The sequence below is a fragment of the Nocardioides sp. P86 genome, assembly GCF_023712465.1.
Lineage (GTDB): Bacteria > Actinomycetota > Actinomycetes > Propionibacteriales > Nocardioidaceae > Nocardioides > Nocardioides kribbensis.
In genome coordinates this window covers 784821-808881 of record NZ_JAMAYE010000002.1, presented here as the reverse complement: position 1 = coordinate 808881, position 24061 = coordinate 784821, and the positions used below count along the sequence as shown (strand labels likewise).

The 24061-nt window shown below is 73.6% G+C and carries 22 protein-coding genes; 16 read left to right on the top strand and 6 right to left on the bottom strand.

Annotated features, from left to right (window positions below; translation table 11 throughout):
- The first annotated feature begins 258 nt into the window (after nucleotides 1-258).
- The 4 genes from hpf (at nucleotide 259) to secA (ending at nucleotide 5777) form a co-directional block, all read left to right on the top strand.
- Complete coding sequence (hpf, locus tag M3673_RS11315) at nucleotides 259-891, top strand: ribosome hibernation-promoting factor, HPF/YfiA family (RefSeq protein WP_228941901.1); 633 nt, start codon at nucleotides 259-261, stop codon at nucleotides 889-891.
- A gap of 77 nt (nucleotides 892-968) precedes the next feature.
- Nucleotides 969-1649: a response regulator transcription factor gene (locus M3673_RS11310; RefSeq protein WP_056863968.1), complete on the top strand. Its 681-nt coding sequence runs from the start codon at nucleotides 969-971 to the stop codon at nucleotides 1647-1649.
- Between the two features lie 5 nt (nucleotides 1650-1654).
- Complete coding sequence (locus M3673_RS11305; protein WP_251533748.1) at nucleotides 1655-2875, top strand: winged helix-turn-helix domain-containing protein; 1221 nt, start codon at nucleotides 1655-1657, stop codon at nucleotides 2873-2875.
- 73 nt (nucleotides 2876-2948) lie between these two features.
- Nucleotides 2949-5777, top strand: a complete 2829-nt coding sequence (secA, locus tag M3673_RS11300; RefSeq protein WP_251533746.1) for a preprotein translocase subunit SecA — start codon at nucleotides 2949-2951, stop codon at nucleotides 5775-5777.
- Nucleotides 5778-5803: 26 nt separating this feature from the next.
- Here the strand turns inward: secA and M3673_RS11295 are convergent, their stop codons facing one another.
- Both M3673_RS11295 and M3673_RS11290 read right to left on the bottom strand, forming a co-directional pair.
- Complete coding sequence (locus tag M3673_RS11295; RefSeq protein WP_251533739.1) at nucleotides 5804-6382, bottom strand: Rv3235 family protein; 579 nt, start codon at nucleotides 6380-6382, stop codon at nucleotides 5804-5806.
- Between the two features lie 11 nt (nucleotides 6383-6393).
- Complete coding sequence (locus tag M3673_RS11290; RefSeq protein ID WP_251533738.1) at nucleotides 6394-7146, bottom strand: LysM peptidoglycan-binding domain-containing protein; 753 nt, start codon at nucleotides 7144-7146, stop codon at nucleotides 6394-6396.
- 101 nt (nucleotides 7147-7247) lie between these two features.
- On the opposite strand from M3673_RS11290, the gene M3673_RS11285 reads away from it, so the two are divergent.
- Nucleotides 7248-7781, top strand: a complete 534-nt coding sequence (locus M3673_RS11285) for a hypothetical protein (protein WP_228941897.1) — start codon at nucleotides 7248-7250, stop codon at nucleotides 7779-7781.
- Between the two features lie 15 nt (nucleotides 7782-7796).
- Here M3673_RS11285 and M3673_RS11280 read toward each other — a convergent pair whose 3' ends face one another.
- Genes M3673_RS11280 through M3673_RS11265 form a run of 4 tightly spaced genes read right to left on the bottom strand, consistent with a single transcriptional unit; the run spans nucleotide 7797 to nucleotide 11132 of the window.
- Nucleotides 7797-8126 carry a sec-independent translocase gene (locus tag M3673_RS11280; RefSeq protein ID WP_056863973.1) on the bottom strand — a complete coding sequence of 110 codons (330 nt, stop codon included), beginning with the start codon at nucleotides 8124-8126 and terminating at the stop codon, nucleotides 7797-7799.
- A 3-nt stretch (nucleotides 8127-8129) separates the two neighbouring features.
- The gene (locus M3673_RS11275; RefSeq protein ID WP_251533736.1) at nucleotides 8130-9293 is read right to left on the bottom strand and encodes an Mrp/NBP35 family ATP-binding protein; all 1164 of its coding nucleotides are present in this window, start codon (nucleotides 9291-9293) and stop codon (nucleotides 8130-8132) included.
- 11 nt (nucleotides 9294-9304) lie between these two features.
- Nucleotides 9305-9868 carry a DUF1003 domain-containing protein gene (locus tag M3673_RS11270; RefSeq protein ID WP_193661216.1) on the bottom strand — a complete coding sequence of 188 codons (564 nt, stop codon included), beginning with the start codon at nucleotides 9866-9868 and terminating at the stop codon, nucleotides 9305-9307.
- Nucleotides 9861-11132, bottom strand: coding sequence for a magnesium transporter MgtE N-terminal domain-containing protein (locus tag M3673_RS11265; RefSeq protein WP_193661215.1), 1272 nt, complete (start codon nucleotides 11130-11132; stop codon nucleotides 9861-9863). Before M3673_RS11265 ends, M3673_RS11270 begins: the two co-directional genes overlap by 8 nt.
- 51 nt (nucleotides 11133-11183) lie before the next feature.
- On the opposite strand from M3673_RS11265, the gene M3673_RS11260 reads away from it, so the two are divergent.
- From M3673_RS11260 to M3673_RS11210, 11 genes are all read left to right on the top strand, one after another.
- The gene (locus M3673_RS11260; protein ID WP_193661214.1) at nucleotides 11184-12323 is read left to right on the top strand and encodes a hypothetical protein; all 1140 of its coding nucleotides are present in this window, start codon (nucleotides 11184-11186) and stop codon (nucleotides 12321-12323) included.
- 118 nt (nucleotides 12324-12441) lie between these two features.
- On the top strand, nucleotides 12442-13539 hold the full coding sequence (locus M3673_RS11255; RefSeq protein WP_251533734.1) for a hypothetical protein: 1098 nt from the start codon (nucleotides 12442-12444) through the stop codon (nucleotides 13537-13539).
- 25 nt (nucleotides 13540-13564) lie between these two features.
- Nucleotides 13565-13984 carry a hypothetical protein gene (locus M3673_RS11250; RefSeq protein ID WP_251533732.1) on the top strand — a complete coding sequence of 140 codons (420 nt, stop codon included), beginning with the start codon at nucleotides 13565-13567 and terminating at the stop codon, nucleotides 13982-13984.
- 69 nt (nucleotides 13985-14053) lie between these two features.
- Nucleotides 14054-15379, top strand: coding sequence for a phosphatidylserine/phosphatidylglycerophosphate/cardiolipin synthase family protein (locus M3673_RS11245; protein WP_193661211.1), 1326 nt, complete (start codon nucleotides 14054-14056; stop codon nucleotides 15377-15379).
- A 131-nt stretch (nucleotides 15380-15510) separates the two neighbouring features.
- Nucleotides 15511-17514 carry an endonuclease/exonuclease/phosphatase family protein gene (locus M3673_RS11240; protein WP_251533730.1) on the top strand — a complete coding sequence of 668 codons (2004 nt, stop codon included), beginning with the start codon at nucleotides 15511-15513 and terminating at the stop codon, nucleotides 17512-17514.
- Between the two features lie 52 nt (nucleotides 17515-17566).
- On the top strand, nucleotides 17567-18646 hold the full coding sequence (locus tag M3673_RS11235) for a hypothetical protein (protein ID WP_251533728.1): 1080 nt from the start codon (nucleotides 17567-17569) through the stop codon (nucleotides 18644-18646).
- A complete protein-coding gene (locus M3673_RS11230; protein ID WP_251533726.1) occupies nucleotides 18646-19644 on the top strand; it encodes a glycosyltransferase family 2 protein in 999 nt (332 codons plus the stop codon). Before M3673_RS11235 ends, M3673_RS11230 begins: the two co-directional genes overlap by 1 nt.
- 67 nt (nucleotides 19645-19711) lie before the next feature.
- Nucleotides 19712-21298 carry a class I SAM-dependent methyltransferase gene (locus M3673_RS11225; protein WP_193661207.1) on the top strand — a complete coding sequence of 529 codons (1587 nt, stop codon included), beginning with the start codon at nucleotides 19712-19714 and terminating at the stop codon, nucleotides 21296-21298.
- A complete protein-coding gene (locus M3673_RS11220) occupies nucleotides 21295-21594 on the top strand; it encodes a DUF6752 domain-containing protein (protein ID WP_193661206.1) in 300 nt (99 codons plus the stop codon). Before M3673_RS11225 ends, M3673_RS11220 begins: the two co-directional genes overlap by 4 nt.
- On the top strand, nucleotides 21591-22730 hold the full coding sequence (locus tag M3673_RS11215) for a hypothetical protein (protein ID WP_251533724.1): 1140 nt from the start codon (nucleotides 21591-21593) through the stop codon (nucleotides 22728-22730). The genes M3673_RS11220 and M3673_RS11215 overlap by 4 nt, the downstream gene beginning before the upstream one ends.
- A 116-nt stretch (nucleotides 22731-22846) precedes the next feature.
- The gene (locus M3673_RS11210) at nucleotides 22847-24040 is read left to right on the top strand and encodes an acyl-CoA dehydrogenase family protein (protein WP_056863987.1); all 1194 of its coding nucleotides are present in this window, start codon (nucleotides 22847-22849) and stop codon (nucleotides 24038-24040) included.
- Nucleotides 24041-24061: the final 21 nt, after the last annotated feature.

Sequence of the window (24061 nt, the reverse complement as noted above, 5' to 3'; positions counted from 1 at the left end):
AAGTCCTGCCTCGTCCCGGCCGTCAGATGCGGCCGTCGGCGGGAGAAGGCCGGTAGTGGCAGAGAAGCTGCGGAAGCCTCAGCAGGCGAGTGTGGGGTCGAAGACCAGGTCGGCCGGGCGGACTCCATCCCTGGGGCGAGAGCCCGTCTCGCGCACCGGGGCCCGCGGGCCCCGGGCGTCCGCCTGCCCCCAGGAGGGCGTGCCCAGGAGCTGAGCAACACCAACGGCGCGCCCCCGGGCGCGCACAAGGAGGTTCACATGGAAGTTGTGGTCACCGGACGTCACTGCGAGATCAAGGAGGGTTTCCGGAGTCACGTCTCCGAGAAGCTCGCCCGGCTCGAGAAGCACGACCACCGGATCATGCGGGTCCACGTGGAGGTGGACTGCGAGCCCAACCCCCGGCAGCACGACCGGGCCGTCCACGTCGAGCTCACCGCCTTCTCCAAGGGCCCCGTCATCCGCGCCGAGGCCGCGGCCGACGACAAGATGGGTGCCCTCGACCTCGCCCTCGACAAGATGGCCGCCCAGATGCGCCGCGCCGCCGACCGGCGCCGGGTGCACCGCGGCCGCCGCACCCCGGTCTCGGTGGGCCAGGCCCTCGCCGACGTCACCGAGCCCGAGACCCTCGCCCCCGACGACGAGGCCGTGCAGGAGCGGCAGGTCGGCCCGATCACCGTCACCGGCGACGGACCGCTCGTCGTGCGCGAGAAGACCCACCCGGCCAGCCCGATGACCCTCGACCAGGCGCTCTACGAGATGGAGCTCGTGGGGCACGACTTCTACCTCTACGTCGACAAGGACAGCGAGCGGCCCGCGGTCGTCTACCGCCGTCGCGGCTACGACTACGGCGTCATCTCCCTCGATCTCGGGAAGGACCTCGGCCAGGACTGAGGTCCGCCCGCCCCGAGCACCCGACCACCTGGTCCGTCCGGGCCCCGCGAGGGGCCCGGACGTGCCATGATGCGCTCGTGCCAGACCCCACCCCAGCCCCCCGTGAGGACGTCCGGGTCATCGTCGTGGACGACCAGGAGCTCTTCCGCCGGGGCCTGACCATGCTCCTCGCGATCGAGGACGGCATCGAGGTGGTCGGCGAGGCCGGCGACGGCGTCGAGGGCACCACGGTCGCCTCGACCGTCGCGCCCGACGTCGTGCTGCTCGACGTGAGGATGCCCAAGCGCTCGGGCATCGAGGCCTGCCTGGCCATCAAGGAGGCCGTGCCGTCGGCCAAGATCATCATGCTCACGGTCTCCGACGAGGAGGCCGACCTCTACGAGGCGGTCAAGAGCGGCGCCTCGGGCTACCTGCTCAAGGACTCCTCCATCGAGGAGGTCGCCCAGGCCGTCCGGGTCGTGGCCGACGGCCAGTCCCTCATCTCCCCGTCGATGGCGGTCAAGCTCATCGACGAGTTCAAGCAGATGTCGCGTCCCGAGCGCGAGCACGTGCCGGGCCTGCGCCTGACCGAGCGCGAGCTCGAGGTGCTCCGGCTCGTGGCCAAGGGCATGAACAACCGCGAGATCGCCCGCAACCTGTTCATCTCCGAGAACACCGTGAAGAACCACGTGCGCAACATCTTGGAGAAGCTCCAGCTGCACTCGCGCATGGAGGCGGTCATGTACGCCGTGCGCGAGAAGCTCCTCGACCTGCCCTGAGGCCCGTGACCGACTCGCTGTCGCGGGCCCAGGCCCGCCGGATCGCGCTGGCCGCGCAGGGCTTCCTCGACCCGCGGCCCGCCGTGCCGACCATGCGCACCTTCCAGCGCACCCTGCAGCGCACCGGCGTGCTGCAGGTCGACTCGGTCAACGTGCTCCAGCGCGCCCACTACATGCCGCTGTGGTCACGCATGGGCGCCTACGACACCGACCTGCTGCGCCGTGCCTCCGAGCAGCGCCCGCGCCGGGTCGTGGAGTACTGGGCCCACGTGCAGGCCCTCATGCCGGTCGAGCTGTGGCCGCACATGGCCCACCGTCGTGCGCACTACCGCGCCCGGCGCGGCAAGTGGAGCGTGCTGGAGGAGAACCCCGGCCTCGAGGCCGACGTGCTGGCGCGGCTGGCCGCCCACGGCGCCGCCACCGCCCGTCAGGTGGCCGGCTGGCGCGGCGACGCCGGCCCGGAGAGCCGCGACCACTGGGGGTGGAACTGGTCCTCGACCCGGAGGGTCCTGGACTACCTGTTCACCACCGGCGAGGTCGCCATCGCCGGGCGCACGCGGCAGTTCGAGGTGCTCTACGACCTGCCGGAGCGGGTGCTGCCCGCGGAGGTCCTGGCGCTGCCGACGCCGCCCGTGGCCGAGCAGCACCTCGAGCTGGTGCGCCGCGCCGCGCGCTCCCACGGCGTGGCGACCCAGCGCTGCCTCATCGACTACTACCGGATGCACGTCGACCAGGTGCGCCCCGCGGTCGAGACGCTCGTCGAGAGCGGCGAGCTGCTCCCCGTCGCCGTGGAGGGCTGGGCGCGCCCGGCGTACCTGCACGTCGACGCGCGGCGGCCCCGTGCGGTGCGGGCCCGCGCGCTGCTGAGCCCCTTCGACCCGCTGGTGTGGGAGCGCGAGCGCACCGAGCGGCTCTTCGACTTCCACTACCGCATCGAGATCTACGTGCCCGCGCACCTGCGGCGCCACGGCTACTACGTGCTCCCCTTCCTGCTCGGCGACGAGATCGTCGCGCGGGTCGACCTCAAGGCCGACCGCCGCGCAGCCGGGGGAGCGGGACTGCTCCGGGTGCCCGCGGCGTGGGCCGAGCCCGGCGCCCCGGAGGAGACCGCCGCCGAGCTCGCGGCCGAGCTGCGCGCGCTGGCCGGCTGGCTCGGCCTGGCCGACGTCGTCGTGGGCGAGCTCGGGGACCTCGCGGGTGAGCTGCGCTCGGCCCTGGCCGGTTAGGGACGAGCCACCCCCCTGGGTAAGGTGGATCCGCCTGTGACTACCGCTAGGCCCCAGCTAGGAGTGAACCCCGGTGCCCGTGATCCTCGACAAGCTCCTTCGCATCGGCGAGGGCAAGATCCTCCGACAGCTCGAGGCGGTCGCGAAGGCGGTCAACGCCATCGAGGAGGACTTCGAGGCGATGAGCGACGCCGAGCTCCAGCACATGACCGTGGAGCTCAAGGAGCGACTCGCCGCGGGGGAGACGCTCGACGACATCATGCCCGAGGCCTTCGCCACGGTCCGCGAGGCCTCGCGCCGCGTCACCGGCATGCGCCCCTTCGACGTGCAGGTCATGGGCGCCGCGGCGCTGCACCTGGGCAACATCGCCGAGATGAAGACCGGTGAGGGCAAGACGCTGGTGGCGGTGCTCCCGTCGTACCTCAACGCGCTGGCCGGCAAGGGCGTGCACGTGGTCACGGTCAACGACTACCTGGCCAAGTACCAGTCCGACCAGATGGGCCGCATCCACCACTTCCTGGGCCTGACCACCGGCGTGATCCTCCCCGACATGCGCCCGGCGCAGCGGCGCGAGGCCTACGCCTGCGACATCACCTACGGCACCAACAACGAGCTCGGCTTCGACTACCTGCGCGACAACATGGCCTCCTCCATCGAGGACTGCGTGCAGCGCGGCCACTTCTTCGCCGTGGTCGACGAGGTCGACTCGATCCTCATCGACGAGGCCCGCACCCCGCTCATCATCAGCGGCCCCACCCAGGACGAGGTGAAGTGGTACGGCGAGTTCGCCAAGATCACCCGCCGCCTCGAGCGCGACGTCGACTACGAGGTCGACGAGAAGAAGCGCACCATCTCGGTCCTGGAGCCGGGCATCACCAAGGTCGAGGACCACCTCGGCATCGAGAACCTCTACGAGTCGGCCAACACCCCGCTGATCTCGTTCCTCAACAACTCCATCAAGGCCAAGGAGCTGTTCCACAACGACAAGGAGTACGTCGTCATGAACGGCGAGGTGCTCATCGTCGACGAGCACACCGGCCGCATGCTCGCGGGGCGCCGCTACAACGACGGTCTGCACCAGGCGATCGAGGCCAAGGAGGGCGTCCAGGTCCGCGAGGAGTACCAGACGCTGGCCACCGTCACCCTGCAGAACTACTTCCGCCTCTACGAGAAGCTCTCCGGCATGACCGGCACGGCCATGACCGAGGCCTCGGAGTTCGACAAGATCTACAAGCTCGGCGTGGTCCCGATCCCGACCAACCGCCCCATGGCGCGCATCGACCAGGGCGACCTGGTCTACCGCACCGAGGAGGCCAAGTACGACGCCGTCGCCGACGACATCCGCGAGCGGCACGAGAAGGGCCAGCCGGTCCTGATCGGCACGGTGTCGGTCGAGAAGTCCGAGCACCTGTCCAAGAAGCTCACCAAGCTGGGCATCGCGCACTCGGTGCTCAACGCGAAGGTCCACGCCGACGAGGCCAAGATCGTCGCGCTGGCGGGTCACAAGGGCGCCGTCACGGTCGCCACCAACATGGCCGGGCGAGGCACCGACATCATGCTCGGCGGCTCGGTGGAGTTCCTCGCCGACGAGGCGCTGCGCAAGCAGGGTCTCGAGCCCACCGGCGAGACCGCGCAGGAGTACGACGCCGCCTGGCCCGGCACCGTGGAGCGCATCCGCGAGCAGGTCAAGGCCGAGCACGACGAGGTCAAGGAGCTCGGCGGCCTCTACGTCGTCGGCACCGAGCGCCACGAGTCGCGCCGCATCGACAACCAGCTGCGCGGTCGCTCCGGTCGCCAGGGCGACCCGGGGGAGTCGCGGTTCTACCTCTCCCTCGAGGACGAGCTGATGCGGCTGTTCAAGTCCGAGTGGGTCGACCGGGTGCTGCAGGTGCTGCGGATCCCCGACGACGTGCCGATCGAGAACAAGCGCGTCACCGGCGCCATCGCCAACGCCCAGGGCCAGGTCGAGTCGCAGAACTTCGAGTCCCGCAAGAACGTCCTCAAGTACGACGACGTCATGGACCGCCAGCGCCAGGTCATCTACGGCGAGCGTCGCGAGGTCCTCGAGGGCGCCGACCTCGCCGAGCAGGTGCGCACCTTCCTCGACGACGTGGTCACCGGCTACGTCACCGGGGCCACGCAGGACTTCTCCGAGCAGTGGGACCTCGAGCAGCTGTGGACCGACCTCGGCCAGATCTGGCCGGTGGGCGTCACCATCGCCGACCTCGAGCAGCAGGCCGGCAGCCGCGAGGACATCGACCGCGACGACCTCGTCACCGCGCTCAAGGCCGACGCGCACGCCGCCTACGACGAGCGCGAGGCCCAGGTCGGCAGCGAGGTCATGCGCGAGCTCGAGCGGCGGGTGCTGCTCTCGGTGCTCGACCGCAAGTGGCGCGAGCACCTCTACGAGATGGACTACCTGCGCGAGGGCATCTACCTGCGCGCCTACTCCCAGCGCGACCCGCTCGTGGAGTACCAGCGCGAGGGCTTCGACATGTTCGCCGCGATGATGGACGGCATCAAGGAGGAGGCCGTCGGCTTCCTGTTCAACCTCGAGGTCACCGTCGAGGATGAGCCGGCGGCCCCCGTGCTCGGCGTGGCCGAGGGTCTGCGCTCGCCCGTGACCGCCGGCGCCCCGGCCCAGGAGGAGTCCGAGGCCGAGGCCGCCGCGCGGCCGCACATCCGGGCCAAGGGCCTGGAGCCCACGACGCCGCAGCGACTGGCGTACTCCGCGCCGGCCGAGGACGGCGAGGCCGAGGTCGTCAGCGGGCCCGCGGGCGACGACGAGTTCGCCGGCACCGGACGCAACGCCAAGTGCCCCTGCGGCTCGGGCAAGAAGTTCAAGCAGTGCCACGGCGCGGAGGGTGGGCCCACCGGCCTGACCACCCGGGTCAACGGCTGAGCCGGCCCGGCCCGTCGGGGCCGGGCTCAGGCGAACTCCAGGGCCGTGCAGGTCCAGCGGCCGCGGCGCTCCTCGAAGCGCGCCGCGACCGCGCGGGAGCGGGCGCCGTACCGCACGTGGGCGCTGACCTCCATCACCCCGGGCCGCACGTCGCTGGCGTGCACGCTGCGCACCTGCGGACGCACGGGCTGGACCCGGGCCACCCCGGGCTGGTGGTCGCCGGCGCGCGCCACGAGCAGCGCCCGGCGCGCGAGGTCGAGGTAGACCTGACGGTCGGTCCAGCACAGCAGCTGGGAGACCGGCCGGTCGCCGCCCACGATCTCCACCACCGCCTGGACGTAGCGCCACGCCCAGCGCTCGGCCTCGCGGCGGGCGCGCTGGTCGATGCGGTGGACCGACGCGGGCGAGGCGGTGGCGGGTCGGGTGCTGCGCGGTGCGGTGGGCGGCAGGTCGTCGGGGGCCAGGTCGAGGGCGAGGGTGCCCTGCACGGCCTCCACCGGCACGGTGGCGCGCAGCGGCACGACAGTGCGGTGACGGGTGCTGTGATGGGTGCTGGGCCGGCTGCTGGGCCGGCTGCTGGTGCTGCGGGCGACGGATCCGGTCATGGCGGTGCTCCTCACTGACCCGGCGTCGGGCCGGGGCTCGTCGGGGGTGCGGGCAGCACGAGGCGCTGGCCCGGGTGGATGAGGTCGGGGTCGGGCCCGACCACGCTGCGGTTGGCCTCGTGGACCCGGGGCCAGGCGGCGGCGACGGCGGCGGGCGTGGCCGGTCGGCCCGCCCGCTCCAGCGCCGAGGCGGTGAGGGTCCAGAGGCTGTCACCGGGGGAGACGGTCACGGACGCTTGCGCGGTGCCGCCGAGGCGGGCCGCGAGCGTGCCGACCGCCCGCTCGGGCAGGGGCAGCCCGGTGAGCAGACGCTCGTCGGCGGGGCCGCGGCCCGGTGCGGTCTGGGCGGTGTGGGCGGTGTGGGCGGTCTGGGCCTGGCCCTGGCGCCCGGGCACGTCGGCGCCCGGTGCGGCCGCGGCGGGCACGAGCGTGCCGGCGGCGGTCGTGCCCGCCAGGGCGAGCCCGCACGCCGCGAGCACCCAACGGCGGGCCACGTCGGGCACGCCGCGGGTGCGGTGGCCGGCCCGCCCGCGCAGCACGTCGGTGACCACGGCCGTGGTCGCCAGGAGCGCCCACCAGCCGCATCCCAGCAGCGCCAGGCTGCAGCCGGCCACGAGCAGGTCCTCGAAGCCCCGGTCGGCCCAGACGGCGGGCCGCACCACCCCGGACAGCAGACCGGGCAGCAGGGCTGCGGTGAGCGCCACGGAGGTGGCGGCCACCAGGACCCACACCACGGTGCAGCGGACGATCGACGACGAGGACATCCCGAGAGACCTTTGCGTTTGCGTCTGTTTGCATCATTTGACGTCGATTGCGTGGTCTAGTCAACCGTCGCTCCACAGGCGGGTGGGGCAGGATCTGCCTCGTGTCCTGGGAGGAGCAGCTCTTCGCGGTGCTCGACGACCTCGAGCAGCAGGCGGAGGCGGCCTACGACGCCGAGCGGGTCGTCGAGCTCGCCGACCGTGCCCGGGCGGAGTACCAGCAGGTGACGCTGGCCAGCCGGCTCATGGCCTCGGTGGGCCTGCCGGTGGCGCTGGAGGTGCGCGGGGTCGGAGCGGTCACCGGGGTGCTCGAGCGGGTGGCGGCGGACTGGGTGGTGGTCGGCGGTGCGGCCCAGGACTGGGTGGTGCTCACCCGGGCCGTCGACGTCGTGCGCGGTGCCTCGGCGCGCTCGGTGCCCGAGGTGGCCTGGTCACCCGTCTCACGGCTCGGCCTCGGCTCGCCGCTGCGCCGACTCGCCGACGCGCGCGAGCGCTGCCTGCTGCACCTGGTCGACGGAGCCCGGCACGAGGGCGTGCTCCAGCGGGTCGGGTCGGACTTCGCCGAGGTCCTCACCGGGGTCGACCGGACGGCGCTGGTGTCCTTCGCCGCGCTGGCGGCGGTCCAGAGCCGCGACTGACGCCGGCGGGCCCGCTCAGGTGGCGTCGACGTCGTACGGCGGGAGCTCGCCGTCGGCGAGGGGCCGGAGGCCGGGCCGCTTGGGGCGCTTCTCCTCCTGCTCGGCCTCCTCCATCGCCTCCATGATGTGCTTGCGCACGATCGCGCGCGGGTCGAGGTCGCGCAGCTCGAGGTCGGAGAACTCGGGGCCGAGCTCGTCGCGGAGCTCGTCGCGCGCGGAGTTGGCGAACTCCTTGGCCTTGCGCACCATCTGCCCGGCCTGCTTGGCCAGGTCGGGGAGACGGTCGGGGCCGAAGACGAGGATCGCGACCAGCGCGATGACGGCCAGCTCGGCGAATCCAGGCACGGACTAGAACTTAGCGGTCGGGGTCAGGCCGAGCTGCATGCCGGCCAGTCCTCGACCGCGGCCGGCCAGGCGGGTCGCCACGGCGGTGAGGACCTCCGCGGCCGGGGCGGTCGGGTCGGCGTCGACGATCGGCTTGCCGACGTCGCCGCCCTCGCGCAGTGAGACGTCGAGGGGGATCTGGCCCAGGACGGGCACGTCGTAGCCGAACCGCGACGACAGGGTCTCGGCGACCCGGGCGCCCCCGCCGGAGCCGAAGATCTCCAGCCGGTGCTCGGTGCCCTCCGCGGCGCAGTGCGGGCAGGGCAGGAAGCTCATGTTCTCGACCACGCCGACGACGCGCTGGTGCATCATCGAGGCCATGGTGCCCGCGCGCTCGGCGACCTCGGCCGCGGCCTCCTGCGGGGTCGTCACGACGACCACCTCGGCCCCGGGCAGGTGCTGGCCCAGCGAGATGGCCACGTCGCCGGTGCCGGGCGGCAGGTCGAGCAGGAGCACGTCGAGGTCACCCCAGTAGACGTCGGCGAGCATCTGCACCAGGGCCCGGTCGAGCATGGGTCCGCGCCAGGCCACGACCTGGTCGCGGCGCGGCTTGAGCATGCCGATCGAGATCACCGACACCCCCGACGAGGTCGGCACCGGCATGATCAGGTCGTCGACCTGGGTGGGGCGGGAGTCGGCGACGCCGAGCATCGCCGGCACGGAGTGGCCGTAGATGTCGGCGTCGACCACGCCGACCTTGAGGCCCTGCTTGGCCATGGCGAGCGCGAGGTTGACGGTGACCGACGACTTGCCGACCCCGCCCTTGCCCGAGGCGATCGCGAACACCTTGGTGAGCGAGCCGGGCTGGGCGAAGGGGATCTCGCGCTGGGCCTTGCCGTCGCTGAGGATGTCCTTGAGGCCGGCGCGCTGCTCCGCGGTCATCACCCCGAGGGTCAGGTCGACGCCCGAGATGCCGGGCACCTTCGTGACGGCGGCCGTCACGTCGCGGTCGATGGTGTCCTTGAGCGGGCAGCCGGCGACGGTGAGCAGCACCGTGATGCTGGCCAGACCCGTGTCGTCGACCGTCACCGAGTCGACCATGCCGAGGTCGGTGATCGGGCGCTTGATCTCGGGGTCGTTGACCGTGGCGAGCGCGGCGTTGACCTGGTCGACGAGGGAGGTGCTCATGATCCCCGATCCTAGGCGAGGGGTGGTGCGGGACGGTCGTCGCCCGCCACCCGGTCGCCGGATCGCTCCCCGGGCCGGTCGCTGGCCCGGTCACCGGCCCGGTCCTCGAGCTCGTGCAGCAGCGAGCGCAGCTCCGAGCGCAGGAAGTCGCGGGTGGCGACCTCTCCCACCGACATCCGCAGCGAGGCGACCTCGCGGGCGAGGAACTCCATGTCGGCGTGGGCGCGCGCGTTGGCCTGCCGGTCCTGCTCGGCGACGACCTTGTCGCGCGTCTCCTGGCGGTTCTGCGCCAGCAGGATCAGCGGCGCGGCGTAGGAGGCCTGGAGGCTGAGCATCAGGGTGAGGAAGATGAAGGGGTAGTCGTCCCAGCGCAGCTCCGGGGGAGCCAGCAGGTTCCACACCACCCACACCACGACGAAGAGCGTCATGTAGATGAGGAACTTCGCGGTGCCCATGAAGCGGGCGAACTGCTCGGCGAAGACCCCGAAGGTGTCGGAGTCGTAGGACGGGCGCCGCACCAGCTGGCGGCGGGTCTCGGTGGGGGTGTCGAGGCGCGCGCGACGGCTCTCAGCCACGAGCGACCCCCCGGCGACGTCGCGGCCGCAGGCCCTGGTCGCGCCAGTTCTCCGGCAGCATGTGGTCGAGCAGGTCGTCGACCGTCACCGCGCCGAGCAGGTGACCGTTCTCGTCGACGACGGGCGCGGCCACCAGGTTGTAGGTCGCCAGGTGGGCCGCCACCTGGTCGATGGTGGCCTCCGGGGGCAGGGTCTCCATCGAGTCGTCGAGGGCTCCCGCGACGAGGGTCGAGGGGGGCTCGCGCAGCAGCCGCTGGATGTGGGCCACCCCCAGGAAGCGGCCGGTCGGGGTCTCCAGCGGCTGACGGCACACGTAGACGAGGGCGGCCAGCGACGGCGTGAGGTCGGGGTTGCGCACGTGGGCCAGCGCGTCGGCGATCGTCGCGTCGGGCCCGAGGATCACCGGCTCGGGCGTCATCATCGCCCCCGCGGTGTCCTCGACGTACGACATGAGGCGCCGCACGTCCTCGGCCTCGTCGGGCTCCATCAGCTCCAGCAGGGTGGCCGCGGTCTCCGGCGGCAGCTCGGCGATCAGGTCGGCGGCGTCGTCGGGCGACATCTCCTCGAGCACGTCGGCGGCGCGCTCGTCGCCGAGGTGGCTGAGGATCTCGACCTGGTCCTCCTCCGGGAGCTCCTCGAGCACGTCGGCGAGGCGCTCGTCGTCGAGGGCGGCGACCACCGCCGAGCGGCGCTCGACGGGCAGCTCGTGGATCATGGTGGCCGCGTCGGCGGGTCGCAGCTCGTTGAGCGCGGCGACGAGGTGCGTCGCGCCCTGGGCCTCCTCGCGCAGCGTGAGGCCCTCGACGTCGCGCCACTCCACGACGTGGGTCTGACCCTTGCGGCGCAGGGCCTTGGCCGGCTCCTGCACCGCCACCCGGCACAGCACCCAGTCGCGGTTGCGGGCCTGCTCCATCGCCACGTCGTAGACCGTGCCGGTGACCCCGGAGCCGGCGATGCGCACGGTCTTGTCGAGCATCTGGCCCATGACGAGGGTCTCGGTGGAGCGCTGCTCGAAGCGGCGCATGTTGAGCAGCCCGGTGGTGTAGACCTGGCCGCTGTCGATGTGGGTCACCCGGGTCATCGGCACGAAGATCCGGCGCCGGCCGAAGACCTCGACGACCAGGCCCAGCACGCGCGGCTGGCTGGTCTCCGAGCGCACCGACACCACGAGGTCGCGCACCTTGCCGACCTGGTCGCCCTGGGGGTCGAAGATCGGCAGCCCGACGAGGCGGGCGGCGTAGACGCGGGAGGGGGCGGAGCTCACAGGAGGAGGCTAGTGCCCCGGTCGGGGTCGGGGCGGTGGCAGCATGGGCGGGTGCCTCCCGAGCAGCCCCGCGATCCCCGGTCGGCCCGCCCGGGCGGTGGGAGGGTCGTGCTCCACGTGGGCCTGCCCAAGACCGGCACGACCTGGCTGCAGGCCCTGCTCGCCGCGCACCGCGACGAGCTGCGGGCCGGTGGCGTGGTCTACCCCTTCGTCCGGCCGGGGGCGATGTTCCACGGCGCCGTCGAGGTGAGGGGGAGCCGGGCCCGGTTCGGGCTCGCCGCCGAGCAGGTCGAGGGCGCGTGGGCCGCGGTCTGCGCCCGCGCGGGGGAGTTCCTCGACGCCGGTGGCCGCACCGCGGTGATCAGCCACGAGGTGCTGGGGGGAGCGGCGCCCGACCAGGTGGAGCGGGCGCTCGCACCGCTGGCCGGGCGGGAGGTGCACGTGGTCGTCACCGCCCGCGACCTCGGCCGCCAGGCCACGGCGCACTGGCAGGAGGAGGTCAAGCTCGGCGCCACCTGGTCCTTCGCCGACCTCGAGCGCGAGCAGCTGCGCGCCGACACCGGCCGCGAGCCCGCCGGCCCCGACGACGGCGGGTCGCGTCCCCACTTCTGGCACGCCCAGGACCTCGTCGGCGCGCTGCAGCGCTGGACCGCGCGGCTGGGGCCCGACCGCGGACACCTGGTCCTCTGCCCGCCGCCGGGGGCGCCGGCCGCCGTGCTGTGGGAGCGCTTCGCCGAGGCGGCCGGGGTCGACCCCGCACTGGTCGACCCCGGGCTGTCGCTGCCGGGCAACGCCTCGCTGGGCGCGCCCGAGACCGCGCTCCTGCGGGCGGTCAACCGGGCCCTGGGCGACCGTCTCGATCCCCGCGCCCGCGCCCGCGTCGTGAAGCAGGGGTACGCCGAGGGCGAGCTGGCCGCCACCGGCTCGGCGCGGCCGCTGGCACCGGCCGGGCTGGCCGAGGTGCTCGTGCCCGCCACCCGGGCCTGGCTCGACGAGGTCGCGGCGGCGGGCTGGTCGGTGCACGGCGACCCGGCCGACCTCGACCCGGTGCTGGCCCCACCCGGCGACCCGACGCCCGACGTGGAGGCCGTCGCCGGCGTCGACCCGGCCGCGGTGGCGCAGCGGCTCCTCGACGCCGCGGGCGCGGCCGGGGAGGTCGCCGTGCGCCCCCGGCGCCGGTGGTGGCGCTGACCCGCGCCGCGGGGCGGCGGCGCGGTCGGGACGCGGTGCTACGGTGCTCCCGCGCCAGATCGGCTCCATCTCCCCGGGAGGCCCGTTGAGCAGTCGAGTCGTGCTCCACGTGGGGACGATGAAGTCCGGGACGAGCTACGTGCAGTCCATCCTCGGCGGCCACAAGCAGGAGCTGCTCGCCTCGGGTGCCGAGTTCGTCGGCGGCTTCGGCGTCCAGACCCGCGCGGTGCGCCGCATGCTGCGCCTTCCCGAGGCCCCGCGGCGCAACCGGGCCCGCTGGCTCGACCTCGCGGCCCGGGTCCACGCCTCGCCCGCGGAGGTGTCGGTGGTCTCGATGGAGTTCCTCGGGTTCGCCACCGAGGCCCAGGTCGAGGAGCTGGTGAGCCCCCTGCGCGGGCTCGAGGTGAGCGTCGTCGTGACCGTGCGCGACCAGCTGCGCGCCGTGGCCGCCCAGTGGCAGACCTTCACCCGCAACCAGGGCAAGGACGACTGGGCCAGCTACCTGCGACTCATCGAGGACCCCGAGGGCGGCTCGCGGGCCCACCGGGTCTTCCACCGGGCCCAGGACGTGCCGGTCGTGGTGGCGCGGTGGGGCGACCACCCGGCCGTGGCCGGCGTCGGGCTGGTGACCGTGCCGGGCCACGCGCCCGCCTCGGAGCTGTGGCGGCGCTTCGCCACCGCCGCGGGTCTCGACGCCTCGATCGCGGACCCGTCGGTGGCCCGGCGCAACGACTCGCTCGGCTACGCCTCCTGTGACGTGCTGCGCCGCGCCAACACCCTGCTCACGGGGCTGCCCGGCCCGGTCTACCGCGCGCTCGTACGGGAGGCGGCGCTCGGCCCGCTCGGCGCGCTGCGCGCCCTGGAGGAGCGTCCGGTCCTCGACCGCACGGCCGCCGCGGCCGCCGCGCGGCGCAACGCCGACATCCGGGCGCTCGTCACCGGCGGGCGCGTCGGCCTGACGGGTGACCTCGAGGACCTCCCGGTCGACGCCGACCCGTCCGACTACCCCGACGCCGTGAGCCCCCCTGACCCCGCCCACGTGCTGCGTGCCGCCCGGGCCCTGCACGAGCACGCGCGGTCCGCGCTGGTCGCCGCGACGGGGGCCGGGTCGGTCGACCCGGTCGACCCGGTCGACCCGCCCGGCCCGGGAGACGAGGTCGACCGCCTGGTGGCCGAGTCGGCGGCCCTGCTGCGCGCCGTGGCCGGGACCCGGTGACCCGGGCATGCTTTACCCTGCTGGGGTGAGCGACCGCGGACGACGACGCCGGGCCCTCCTGCCGTCGGCAGGGGCCCTCCTCGTCGTGCTCCTCGCCGGCTGCGGGTCCGACAGCGGGTCGGCCGGCCCGGCCGAGCAGGCCACCGACCCGTCGCCGTCGTCCTCCACGTCGTCCTCCACGTCGACCTCCACCTCGCCCTCCGGCTCGGGCCTCCCGGAGTGCGACGCGGTCTGGGTGGCGGGCCAGGACCTGCCACGCGGCTACGCCGGGTGCGTGCAGGACGGTCGGGTCGAGGATCCGGAGCGCCGTCGCTGCGAGTTCGGCCAGACCATCGTGGAGCACGCGGGCCGGTTCTACGCCGTCCCCGGCAACGTCGTCAACGAGACCGAGAGCCTCGCGCAGAGCCCCGAGTACCGTCGGGCCCTGCGCAGCTGCCAAGGCTGATCAAGGGTGCGAACGCCTGCCGTCGGCAGGCGAACGACCCGCCATCGCGGGTCGGGAAATGGAGCAAGGATGTTTGTACGCCGGATGCTGGTGGGCGCCCTCGTGGGCCTGCCGCTGCTGCTGAGCGGTGCGGTCGCCGTGCCGAGCCAGGCCGCGCCCAGCGCCACCGCCGCGTCGGTCGAGGTGTCGTCGGTCGACCGCTACGCGTCGGCCTCGGGACCGTCGCGGCAGCGGGCGGGCGGCTACACCGTGCCCCAGGGACTGCTCTTCAACAACCCCCTCAACGACCGGTCCCACGTCATCAACAAGCACATCCGCGAGGCGATCGCCCGCACGCCCGCGGGCGAGCGGATCCGGATGATCACGTGGAACTTCAAGAGCGAGCTCTTCGTGCGCTCGCTGCGCGCCGCGCACCAGCGCGGCGTCAGCGTCCGCGTCATCATGTCGGGCGGTCTGGCCGCCCAGCAGCAGCCCGACGGGTCCTACCGGACCCTCAAGCGGGCTCTCGCGGTCGGCAACAAGTCCCGCAAGGCGGGCATGCGCAGCTGGTTCCGGGTCTGCAACAACTCCTGCCGCGGCAAGGCCGGCACGGGCATCGTGCACTCGAAGTTCTTCCTCTTCAGCAAGGTGGGGAAGTCGCGACACGTCGTGATGCAGGGCTCCGGCAACCTCACCGAGTCGGCGGCCAACAACCAGTGGGACGACCTCATCACGCTCGCCGGGCGGGAGAAGACCTACCGGGGCTACGAGCGCATCTTCACGCAGGCCTCGCGCGACAAGCTGCACCGCCCGACGTTCGACACCTTCGCCGAGGGTGACTACCGCTCGTGGTTCTACCCGCGCCTGGGGCGCTCCGACCAGGTCGTGGACATGCTCGGCAAGACCCGGTGCAAGAACGTGCGGAAGGGCTTCGGCATCAACGGCCGGACCCAGATCCGGATCATGCAGTCGGTCTTCAACGGCCTGCGCGGCGAGGCGGTCGCCCGGGCGATCCGCCAGAAGTACAACGCCGGGTGCAACATCCGCATCAACTACTCGGTGATGACGCCCAACGTCCGCGACATCCTGGGCCCCGTGCCACGGCGCCACATCGTGCAGGACCCCGACGGTGACGGCGTCTACGACCGCTACCTGCACATCAAGTCGATCGCCATCAGCGGCAACTACGGCGGCAGCCGTGGCGACCGGATCGTGCTCAACGGCTCGGCGAACTGGTCGGGCTCGAGCCTGAAGTCCGACGAGCAGGGCATGATCATCACCCGCGACGGCATCGTGCGCCAGTACATCTCCTGGGCCAACACGCTGTTCGCCAACCCGCCGGTCAGCCGGGTCGTGGCCGGTCGTGCGGCCACCGACGTCGATCCCTACGCCAAGGCGTGGCTGCTGACGCAGTGATGTCTGCGACCTCTGTGACGTGAGTGGCGGGCGGGGCGCGAGAGGCGCCTCGCCCGATCGCGGGACGAGGGGGACCGGGGGAGGTTAGCCTTCCCCGGTCCCCCCTCCTCTTCCCCGAGTCGGAGCACGTCATGCGCCTTCCCCTGCGCCCGCACGCCCCCACGGGTGCCCTGGTCGTCCTGGCCGCCCTCGTCGTCCTGGTGGCCACCCTGCTGGCCGGCGCCGGCACGATGGCCCGGGCCGCGGACGAGCCGCGGTCCGCAGGCGCCTCGGCGAGGTCGGCCGCGGTCACCGCCGTCGACGCACCGGCCCGCCGGGCGCCCGCCGTACGCCGGGTCGCCGCCGGCGGCGAGCACTCCTGCGAGATCCGCGGCGACCGCACCCTGTGGTGCTGGGGACGCAACACCTACGGCCAGCTCGGCCTCGACCGCACCGGCCCCGGCACCGCGATCCCCGAGCAGGTGGGGGGATCGACCGCGTGGGCCACGGTGTCGGCCGGCGGCGCCTCGACGTGCGCCACCCGCACCGACGCCAGCCTGTGGTGCTGGGGCGTCAATCACCGCGGCCAGCTGGGCGACGGCACCCGCGACGTGCGCCTGGAGCCCACCCGGGTGGCCGGCAGGCAGTGGAAGCAGGTCTCGACGGGCTGGTTCCACACCTGCGCGACCCGCGCCGACAGCACCCTGTGGTGCTGGGGCGACGACTCCGCCGGTCAGCTGGGCGTGCCGGGCGACCAGGACCGGACCACGCCCACCCGGGTGCCCGGGGCGGACTGGAAGCGCGTCTCGGTCAACGGCTGGTCGACCTGCGCGGTCAAGGGCGACGGCTCGCTGTGGTGCTGGGGTCGCAACCTCTTCGGCCAGCTCGGCGTGGGCGACAACCGCGACCGTGCCGAGCCGACCCGCGTCGGCACCGGCGCCACGTGGAGCGGGGTGTCGGTCTCGTGGACCCACGCCTGCGCCCGCACCGGCGCCGGTGCGGTGAGCTGCTGGGGTCGGGGCGACCAGGGCCAGCTCGGCACGGGCGCCCTCGCCGGGTCCACCTCGCCGGTCGCCGTGGCCGGTGGCCACGTCGCCAAGCGGGTGGCCGTGGGCGAGGGCAGCTCCTGCCTGATCGACGACGCGCAGCGACGGTGGTGCTGGGGCTCCGACGTCTACGGCCAGCTCGGTGACGGCTCCGCGCCCGGTGGGAGCAGCCCGGTGCCGGTCGTCGGCCCCGGCACCTGGACCGACCTCAGCCTGGGCTGGCTGCACGGGTGCGCCCGCACGAGCGAGGGCCAGCGCGCCTGCGTCGGCAACGACGAGCGCGGCCAGACCGCCGTGCCCGGGACCGCCGCGCGGCAGGCTCCGAGCACGAGCCCGAGCACGAGCCCGAGGACGGTGACGCGCCGCGAGGGGCCGCTCAGCTTCCGCATCGCCACCTTCAACACCGTCGGCAACGGCCACACCCGGCCCTACGCCCACGACGACCAGCTGGCCCCCGCGCGCATGCGCGCGGAGTGGACCGCCCGGGCGCTGCGCACCCTCGACGCCGACGTCGTCGGCGTGCAGGAGCAGACCGCCGAGCAGCTCGCGGCGATCCTCGCCGCCGGCGAGGGCGAGTACGCCAGCTTCCAGACCCCGGCGTCCGGCGACCTGGGTGTCGAGTCGGCCCTGCTGTGGCGGCGCGACGTGTGGAAGCCGGTCGAGCGCACCGTCATCCGGACCCAGTTCATCAGCCGCGAGCTCGACCGGCCGGTCGTGCTCCTCGAGCACCGCGCCACGGGGCGACGCATCTGGGTGATGGCCGTCCACAACGCGCCCTGGGAGTACCAGGCCAAGCGGGACAAGGCCGTGCGCGCCCAGCTGGCCCGGATCAACGAGCTCGAGGCCACCGGCGTGCCCGTCTTCTACGTGGGCGACATGAACGAGAAGGAGACCATCGTCTGCAAGGTCATGGCCGGCACCACCCTGCGCAGCGCGACCGGAGGGCGCTACGCCGACGGCCGCTGCACCCCGCCGCGCGGCACGATGCGCGTGGACTGGCTCTTCGGTCCCGGCGACGCGACCTGGGACGGGTATGCTCCGAGCCGCATCCCGCTGGTGAGGCTGGCGACGGATCACTGGGTGCCGGTCTCCCGCGTCACGCTTCCCTGACGCTCCCGTCCGGCCGGTGCCCCACCCGACGACCTCTCGGAGGAGCATGCCCATGGCGCGACGACTGGTGCTGCACATCGGCTCGATGAAGTCCGGCACGAGCTTCGTCCAGAACGTCCTGGGCCACCACCGGGAGCGTCTCGCCGAGTCGGGCGTGCTCTTCGCCGGCAGCCGCTGGCGCGAGCAGGTGAAGGCCGTGCGGGAGCTGATCGAGCGCGGCGGGCCGGGCCAGCGTCCGATGCCGGTCGACGGGTCCTGGGCCGCCGTCGTCGAGGACGCCAGCCGCTGGGAGGGCACCGCAGTCGTCTCGATGGAGTTCCTGGGCCCGCGCAGCGAGGCCAAGATCGAGCAGATCCTCGCCGCCTTCCCCGACACCACCGTCGAGGCGGTGATGACGTGTCGCGACCTGTCGCGCAACATCCCGGCGATGTGGCTGGAGTCGATGCAGAACGGCTCGTCGGCGACCTGGCCCGACTTCCTGGCGGCCGTGCGCGACCGCGACAGGGACTCCCCGATCGCGCGCAACTTCTGGCGCCACCAGGACCTCCCGGTCATCGCGGAGCGCTGGGCGCGGGTGCTCGGCGAGGGTCGACTCACCCTGGTGACGGTGCCGCCCTCGGGCGCGCCCCACGACCTGCTCTGGCGGCGCTTCGCCGAGGTGCTCGGCGTCGACCCCTCGGGCTACGACCTCGAGGTGCGGTCCAACCGCTCCATCGGTCCGGCCACGGCCATGGTGCTGCGTCGCCTCAACGAGAAGATGGTGGTGGACGGAGCGGTCCCGCAGGGCTACGACCGGTTCGTGAAGCACTCCCTGGCCAAGCGCGGTCTCGTGGCCCGCACCCCCCTCGAGCCCCGGCTGGGCCTGGACGAGGAGTGGGTGCGCGAGGAGGCGCATGCGCAGGTCGAGCGCCTCGCCGGCGCCGGGCACCGCGTGGTGGGCGACCTCGAGGACCTCCGGCCCGTGCGGGTGCCGGGCGTGCACACCGACGAGATCTCCGCCGAGGACCAGCTGGCCGCCGCCGTCGACGGGCTCGAGCTGCTCGTGCGCGAGTGGGGCCAGAGCGAGCGCAAGCAGCGCCGCGCGGCGCGCCGGCAGGGCTCCGGGCCGGCCGGTCGGGGCGAGGAGGACTGATGGCGCTCCTGCGCCGCCGCTCCTCGGGGTCCGCGGACCCGTCGGACCCCTCGCGCCCGCTCCCGGCGCCGGAGGACCCCGCCGACCCTGCCGACCTCTCCCACCTGGTGTCGGCCGCCCCCGAGGGTCAGCTGCCGAGCGTGGCGGTGATGACCATGGCCCGCGACGAGGGCGCCATGCTGGGGCGCTGGGTGCGTCACTACGCCGCCCAGGTCGGCGCCGAGCACGTCTACGTGGTCGACGACCAGACGACCGACGGGTCCACCGACGACCTGGCCGGGCCGGTGCTGCGGATCCCCCCGCTGCGCAAGCGCGGCTTCGAGCCGTCGCGGATGGAGGTCATGGCGGGGCTCTCGGCCGGGCTGCTCGCGGCCTACGACGCGGTGGTGTTCTGCGACACCGACGAGTTCATCGTGCCCGACCCCGACCACCACGCCTCGCTGCTCCACTACGTCGCGGCGCGGCCCGGGCGGCAGGCGGTGGGCGTCACGGCCCTCAACGTCGTCCACGACGTCTCCCGCGAGGGGCCGCTGCGCGACGACGCCCCCGTGCTCTCGCAGCGCGCGCTGGCCAAGTTCGCGCCCCTCATGTGCAAGCCGAGCCTGAAGTGGGTGCCCGCGCGCTGGGCCCACGCCTCCCACGGCATCGAGTGCCCCTACGCGGTCGACCCGGAGCTGTTCATGTTCCACCTCAAGTTCGCCGACCGCGACCACCTGGCCGACGCCGCGGCCAAGCGGCACGCGGCGTTCCGCGACGACGGCCGCGCAGCGCGCACCAGCTGGGAGCGCCCGGCCGACGAGATGGTCGACCTGCTCGACGAGATCACCGCCGACATCGACCTCGAGCAGGTCGAGCGCTTCCGTCCGCGACCGGCGCGCCTGGAGCGCATCGTGCAGCGCCAGGGCGCGATGTGGCGCGCGACCGGCGCCGGACAGGTGCAGGCGATGCGCAGCCAGCCGCTGGTGCGCGTGCCCCGGCGCTTCCGCGACCTCGTGTGAGCCGACGTCGCGGGGGCGCCCGCGACTGGTAGGTTCGCCGTTCCACGACGGGGGAGGGAGTACGACGGTGCCACGGCTGCCCGAGGTCGTCGACGTCGATCGTGCGGGCCTCCTGCTCGGCGACAGCGACGACGTCCTCCTCGACGTGCTCCTCGACGGTCGTCGGGTCTGGTCCCTGTGGACCGAGCGGGTCGCGGGTCGCACGCCCTCGCCCTCGGGGCCGCCCGGTGCGGTCGCGGTGCCCTGGCCGCGCGAGCTGGCCCAGGCCCTCGACGGGCCCGTGCGGATGACGGTCTCCTGCGGCGAGACCGTGCTGCTGGACCGCGAGGTCGTGATGGGGCCCGGCCCCGACCGTGTGCGCCTGGTCGACCGGGAGGGCCGCGACCTCGTCGTCGACAACCACGGCCGGCTCGCCGTCGCCTTCGGCGACCAGGGGGAGGAGGCGACCGCGCTGCTCCTCGACGCCACGGCCCGGCTGCTCGCCGACCTCGAGGAGGCCGGCGTGGAGCCCTTCGTGGCCTACGGCACCCTGCTCGGCGCCGTGCGCGAGGGCAGCTTCGTCGGGCACGACAACGACGTCGACCTGGCCTACCTCAGCTCCCACGAGCACCCGGTGGACGTGATCCTCGAGTCCTACCGGGTCCAGCGCCACCTGATCCGCGCCGGCCACGACACCACCCGCTACAGCGGCGCCGCCTTCCGCGTTGACCTGACCGTCTCCGACGGCACCCGACGCACCATCGACGTCTTCGCCGGCGCCCTCGTCGAGGGTCACCTCATGCTCATGGGCGAGCTGTGGGTGCCCTACGACCGCTCCGCGCTGCTGCCGCGGACCTCGGTGGTCCTGGAGGGGCGCTCGCTGCCGGCCCCGGCCGACCCGGAGGCCCTCCTGGCGGCGACCTACGGCCCCTCCTGGCGGCGGCCCGACCCCGCCTTCGCCTACGCGCCCCCGGCGGCCACGACCCGCCGTCTCGACGGCTGGTTCCGCGGCACCCGGGCGGCGCGCAACCACTGGGACCGGCGCTACTCCGACGCGGTCCACCACGGCCCGGTCCGCAAGCCGCACGACCTGGCCCGCCTGCTGCACCGGCGCGAGGCGGAGGACTGCGAGGTCGTCGACGTGGGCTGCGGGCGCGGTCAGGACGCCGTGTGGCTGGCCCGGCGGGGTCACCCGGTGCTGGGGCTGGACTTCTCGCCCAACGGGTTCGCCCGGCTCCACGCCCGCTCGCAGGAGGAGGGGTGGGGCGCCGACTTCGCCTCGATGAACCTGCTCGAGCTGCGTCAGGTCATGCTCTGGGGAGCGCGGCTGGCCCGTCGCGAGGGCCCCCGGGCCGTCCTCGCGCGTCATGTCGCTGACGCCACCAGCGACCGTGGCCGACGACACCTGTGGCGTCTGGCCGCGATGGCGCTGTCCGGCGGCGGGCGCCTCTACCTCGAGTTCGTGCTGCCGCCGGCCGACCCGCCCCTGCCGCAGCACCTGCTGCTGCACGGCCTCGATCCCGACCAGGTGCGCTCGGAGGTCCTCGCACGCGGCGCACGCGTCGTGGAGGAGGCAGCCGTGGACGTCACGCACACCGGTCAGCCGCCCGCCGGCGGCATCGAGGACGAGACCCCGCTGCGGGGGTACCGCATGGTGATGGAGTGGAGAGCATGAACGCACCCGACGAACGCCCCGACCCCGCGCCGGCCGGCCCGGTCGACCGGCTGCGCCGGCTGGCCCCCGGGCTGCGCTCGCGCCCGGCCGCCGCCGGCGAGGGCCCCGACGGGCTCGAGGCCCTGCGGGCACGCGTGGCGGACCTCGAGGAGGAGGTGGGCGAGCTGCGCCGGCTCAACCTCCGCCTGGCCGAGCTGACCGACGTCGTGCAGGAGCTCCTGCTGCCCCTGGCCTCCAGCGACCCGGCCCGGGCGCAGGAGGTGCTCGACCGGTACTCCGCCGAGCTCGGCAGATGAGCCGTCGGGCCTTCCTGCACATCGGCCTGCCCAAGACGGGCACCAGCTACCTGCAGGCCGGGTGGTGGTCGCACCGCGCCGCGCTGCTGGAGGCGGGTCTGCTGCTCCCCGGGCGGGCCAAGCGCGACCACCTGCTGAGCTCCCTGGTCGTGCGCGAGGACCCTGGCGTACGCCGCCGCGGGCCCGGCGCGGCCGAGGCCTGGGACGTCGTCCTCGCCGACACGGCCGCCCACAGCGGCGACGTGCTGGTCTCGCACGAGTTCTTCTGCGCCGCCACCGCCGCCCAGGCGCGCCGCGCGGTGGAGGCTCTCCCCGCCGACGAGGTCCACGTGGTGGTGACCGCCCGCGAGCCGCTCTCGCTCTTCGCGTCGAGCTGGCAGGAGCACCTGAAGAACCGCGGCACGACGGCCCTGGCCGACTACGGACGAGGCGAGTCCGAGGACCCCCGCGACGTCTGGGACTGGCGTGCCCTCGACCTCGGGCTGGTGCTGGAGCGCTGGGGCGGTGCGGTGCCCGCGGAGCGGGTGCACGTGCTCCCCGTGCCGGGACGCGGCCAGCCGCGGGAGGACCTGTGGCACCGCTTCGCCGCGCTGCTGGACCTCGACCCCGCGGTGGTCGACACCAGCGGACGCTTCGCCAACACCGGCATGGGCGTCGTCGAGGCCGAGACCCTGCGACGGGTCAACGCCGCGCTGAGCGGTCCCTGGGGTGCCCAGGACCGGGGGAGGTGGCTGCGCAGCCACCTCGCCGACCAGCTGCTCGCGCCCCGCGCGGGCGAGCCCTTCTGGCCCGGCGAGGACCAGGTCGCCGACTGCCGCGCCCGCGGGCTGCGGGCCGTGGCGGCGGTGCGCGCGGGCGGCTACGACGTGCGGGGCGACCTCGACTCGCTGCTCGTGCCCGACGTCGTGCCGCCGCGTCGCCACCCCGACTCCGTGACCGACGCCGAGGTCGCCGAGGTCGCCGTCGCGCTGGTCGCCGATCTCGTCGGCGAGCTGCGCGACCGCGCGGCGCCGGACCCCGCCTCGAGCACCGGGCCCGCTCCGGCCGCCGGCCCGACCGGCCCGGCGCCCGGCCCGGCGCCCGGCCGCGCCCGCCGTGCGGTGCGTCGGCTGCTGCGCAGGCGCGCGGGCGGGTGAGACCCGGCCCGTGCTGTGGCGTTCCCCACAAGTGACCCTAGGCTACTGACGGGTTACTTTGGGTCCGACGACCGACGCCGCCGCGTCGCCGCGCCGAGACGAAGGAGCACGTGCCGATGGCCCGCCTGTGCCAGACCGAGGGACTCACCGAGGACCAGTCCGAGATCCTGAAGGCCGTCCGCTCCTTCGTGGAGTCCGAGATCCTCCCCGTCGCCACCGAGCTCGAGCACGCCGACGAGTACCCCACCGACATCGTCGAGGGGCTCAAGGAGCTCGGCGTCTTCGGCCTCATGATCCCCGAGGAGTACGGCGGTCTGGGCGAGTCCCTGCTGACCTACGCCCTGGTCGTCGAGGAGATCGCCCGCGGCTGGATGAGCGTCTCCGGGGTCATCAACACCCACTTCATCGTGGCCTACCTGCTCATGCACCACGGCACCGAGGAGCAGAAGCAGAAGTACCTGCCGCGGATGGCCACCGGCGAGGTGCGCGGGTCGTTCTCCATGTCGGAGCCGGGCCTGGGCTCCGACGTCGCGGCCATCAAGACCAAGGCCGTCAGGACCGACGAGGGCTACGAGATCACCGGCCAGAAGATGTGGCTGACCAACGGCGGCTCCTCGACCCTGGTGGCGCTGCTCGTCAAGACCGACGAGGGCGCCGACTCGGTCTACCGGAACATGACCACCTTCCTGGTCGAGAAGGAGGCCGGCTTCGGGGAGACCGCCCAGGGCGTCACGGTGCCGGGCAAGATCGAGAAGATGGGCTACAAGGGCGTCGACACCACCGAGCTGGTGCTCGAGGGTCACCGCATCTCCGCCGACCAGATCCTCGGCGGCGCCCCCGGCCAGGGCTTCTACCAGATGATGGACGGCGTCGAGGTCGGTCGCGTCAACGTCGCGGCCCGCGCCACCGGCGTCGCCAACCGTGCCTTCGAGCTCGCCATCGCCTACGCCCAGCAGCGCGAGACCTTCGGCAAGCCCATCGTCGAGCACCAGGCCATCCTGTTCCGCCTGGCCGAGATGGCGACCAAGGTCGAGGCCGCCCACGCGATGATGGTCCGCTCGGCGCGGTCCAAGGACGGCGGGCAGCGCAACGACGTCGAGGCCGGCATGGCCAAGTACCTCGCGGCGGAGTACTGCAACGAGGTGGTGGAGGCGTCGTTCCGCATCCACGGCGGCTACGGGTACTCCAAGGAGTACGAGATCGAGCGGCTCTACCGCGAGGCGGCGTTCCTGCTGATCGGCGAGGGCACCGCCGACATCCAGAAGATGATCATCGGCCGGGCCGTGCTGAAGGATTATCGGCTGCGCTGAGCGGTGACCTAGGGTCTCGCG

Excerpts from the sequence above, each read along its gene's own strand:
- M3673_RS11290 (WP_251533738.1), bottom strand. The coding sequence starts at position 7,146 with ATGTCCTCGTCGTCGATCGTCCGCTGCACCGTGGTGTGGGTCCTGGTG.
- M3673_RS11245 (WP_193661211.1), top strand. The coding sequence starts at position 14,054 with ATGTTTGTACGCCGGATGCTGGTGGGCGCCCTCGTGGGCCTGCCGCTG.
- M3673_RS11295 (WP_251533739.1), bottom strand. The coding sequence starts at position 6,382 with ATGACCGGATCCGTCGCCCGCAGCACCAGCAGCCGGCCCAGCAGCCGG.
- M3673_RS11275 (WP_251533736.1), bottom strand. The coding sequence starts at position 9,293 with ATGAGCACCTCCCTCGTCGACCAGGTCAACGCCGCGCTCGCCACGGTC.
- M3673_RS11210 (WP_056863987.1), top strand. The coding sequence starts at position 22,847 with ATGGCCCGCCTGTGCCAGACCGAGGGACTCACCGAGGACCAGTCCGAG.
- M3673_RS11220 (WP_193661206.1), top strand. The coding sequence starts at position 21,295 with ATGAACGCACCCGACGAACGCCCCGACCCCGCGCCGGCCGGCCCGGTC.
- M3673_RS11255 (WP_251533734.1), top strand. The coding sequence starts at position 12,442 with ATGAAGTCCGGGACGAGCTACGTGCAGTCCATCCTCGGCGGCCACAAG.
- M3673_RS11215 (WP_251533724.1), top strand. The coding sequence starts at position 21,591 with ATGAGCCGTCGGGCCTTCCTGCACATCGGCCTGCCCAAGACGGGCACC.
- hpf (WP_228941901.1), top strand. The coding sequence starts at position 259 with ATGGAAGTTGTGGTCACCGGACGTCACTGCGAGATCAAGGAGGGTTTC.
- M3673_RS11240 (WP_251533730.1), top strand. The coding sequence starts at position 15,511 with ATGCGCCTTCCCCTGCGCCCGCACGCCCCCACGGGTGCCCTGGTCGTC.
- M3673_RS11235 (WP_251533728.1), top strand. The coding sequence starts at position 17,567 with ATGGCGCGACGACTGGTGCTGCACATCGGCTCGATGAAGTCCGGCACG.
- M3673_RS11230 (WP_251533726.1), top strand. The coding sequence starts at position 18,646 with ATGGCGCTCCTGCGCCGCCGCTCCTCGGGGTCCGCGGACCCGTCGGAC.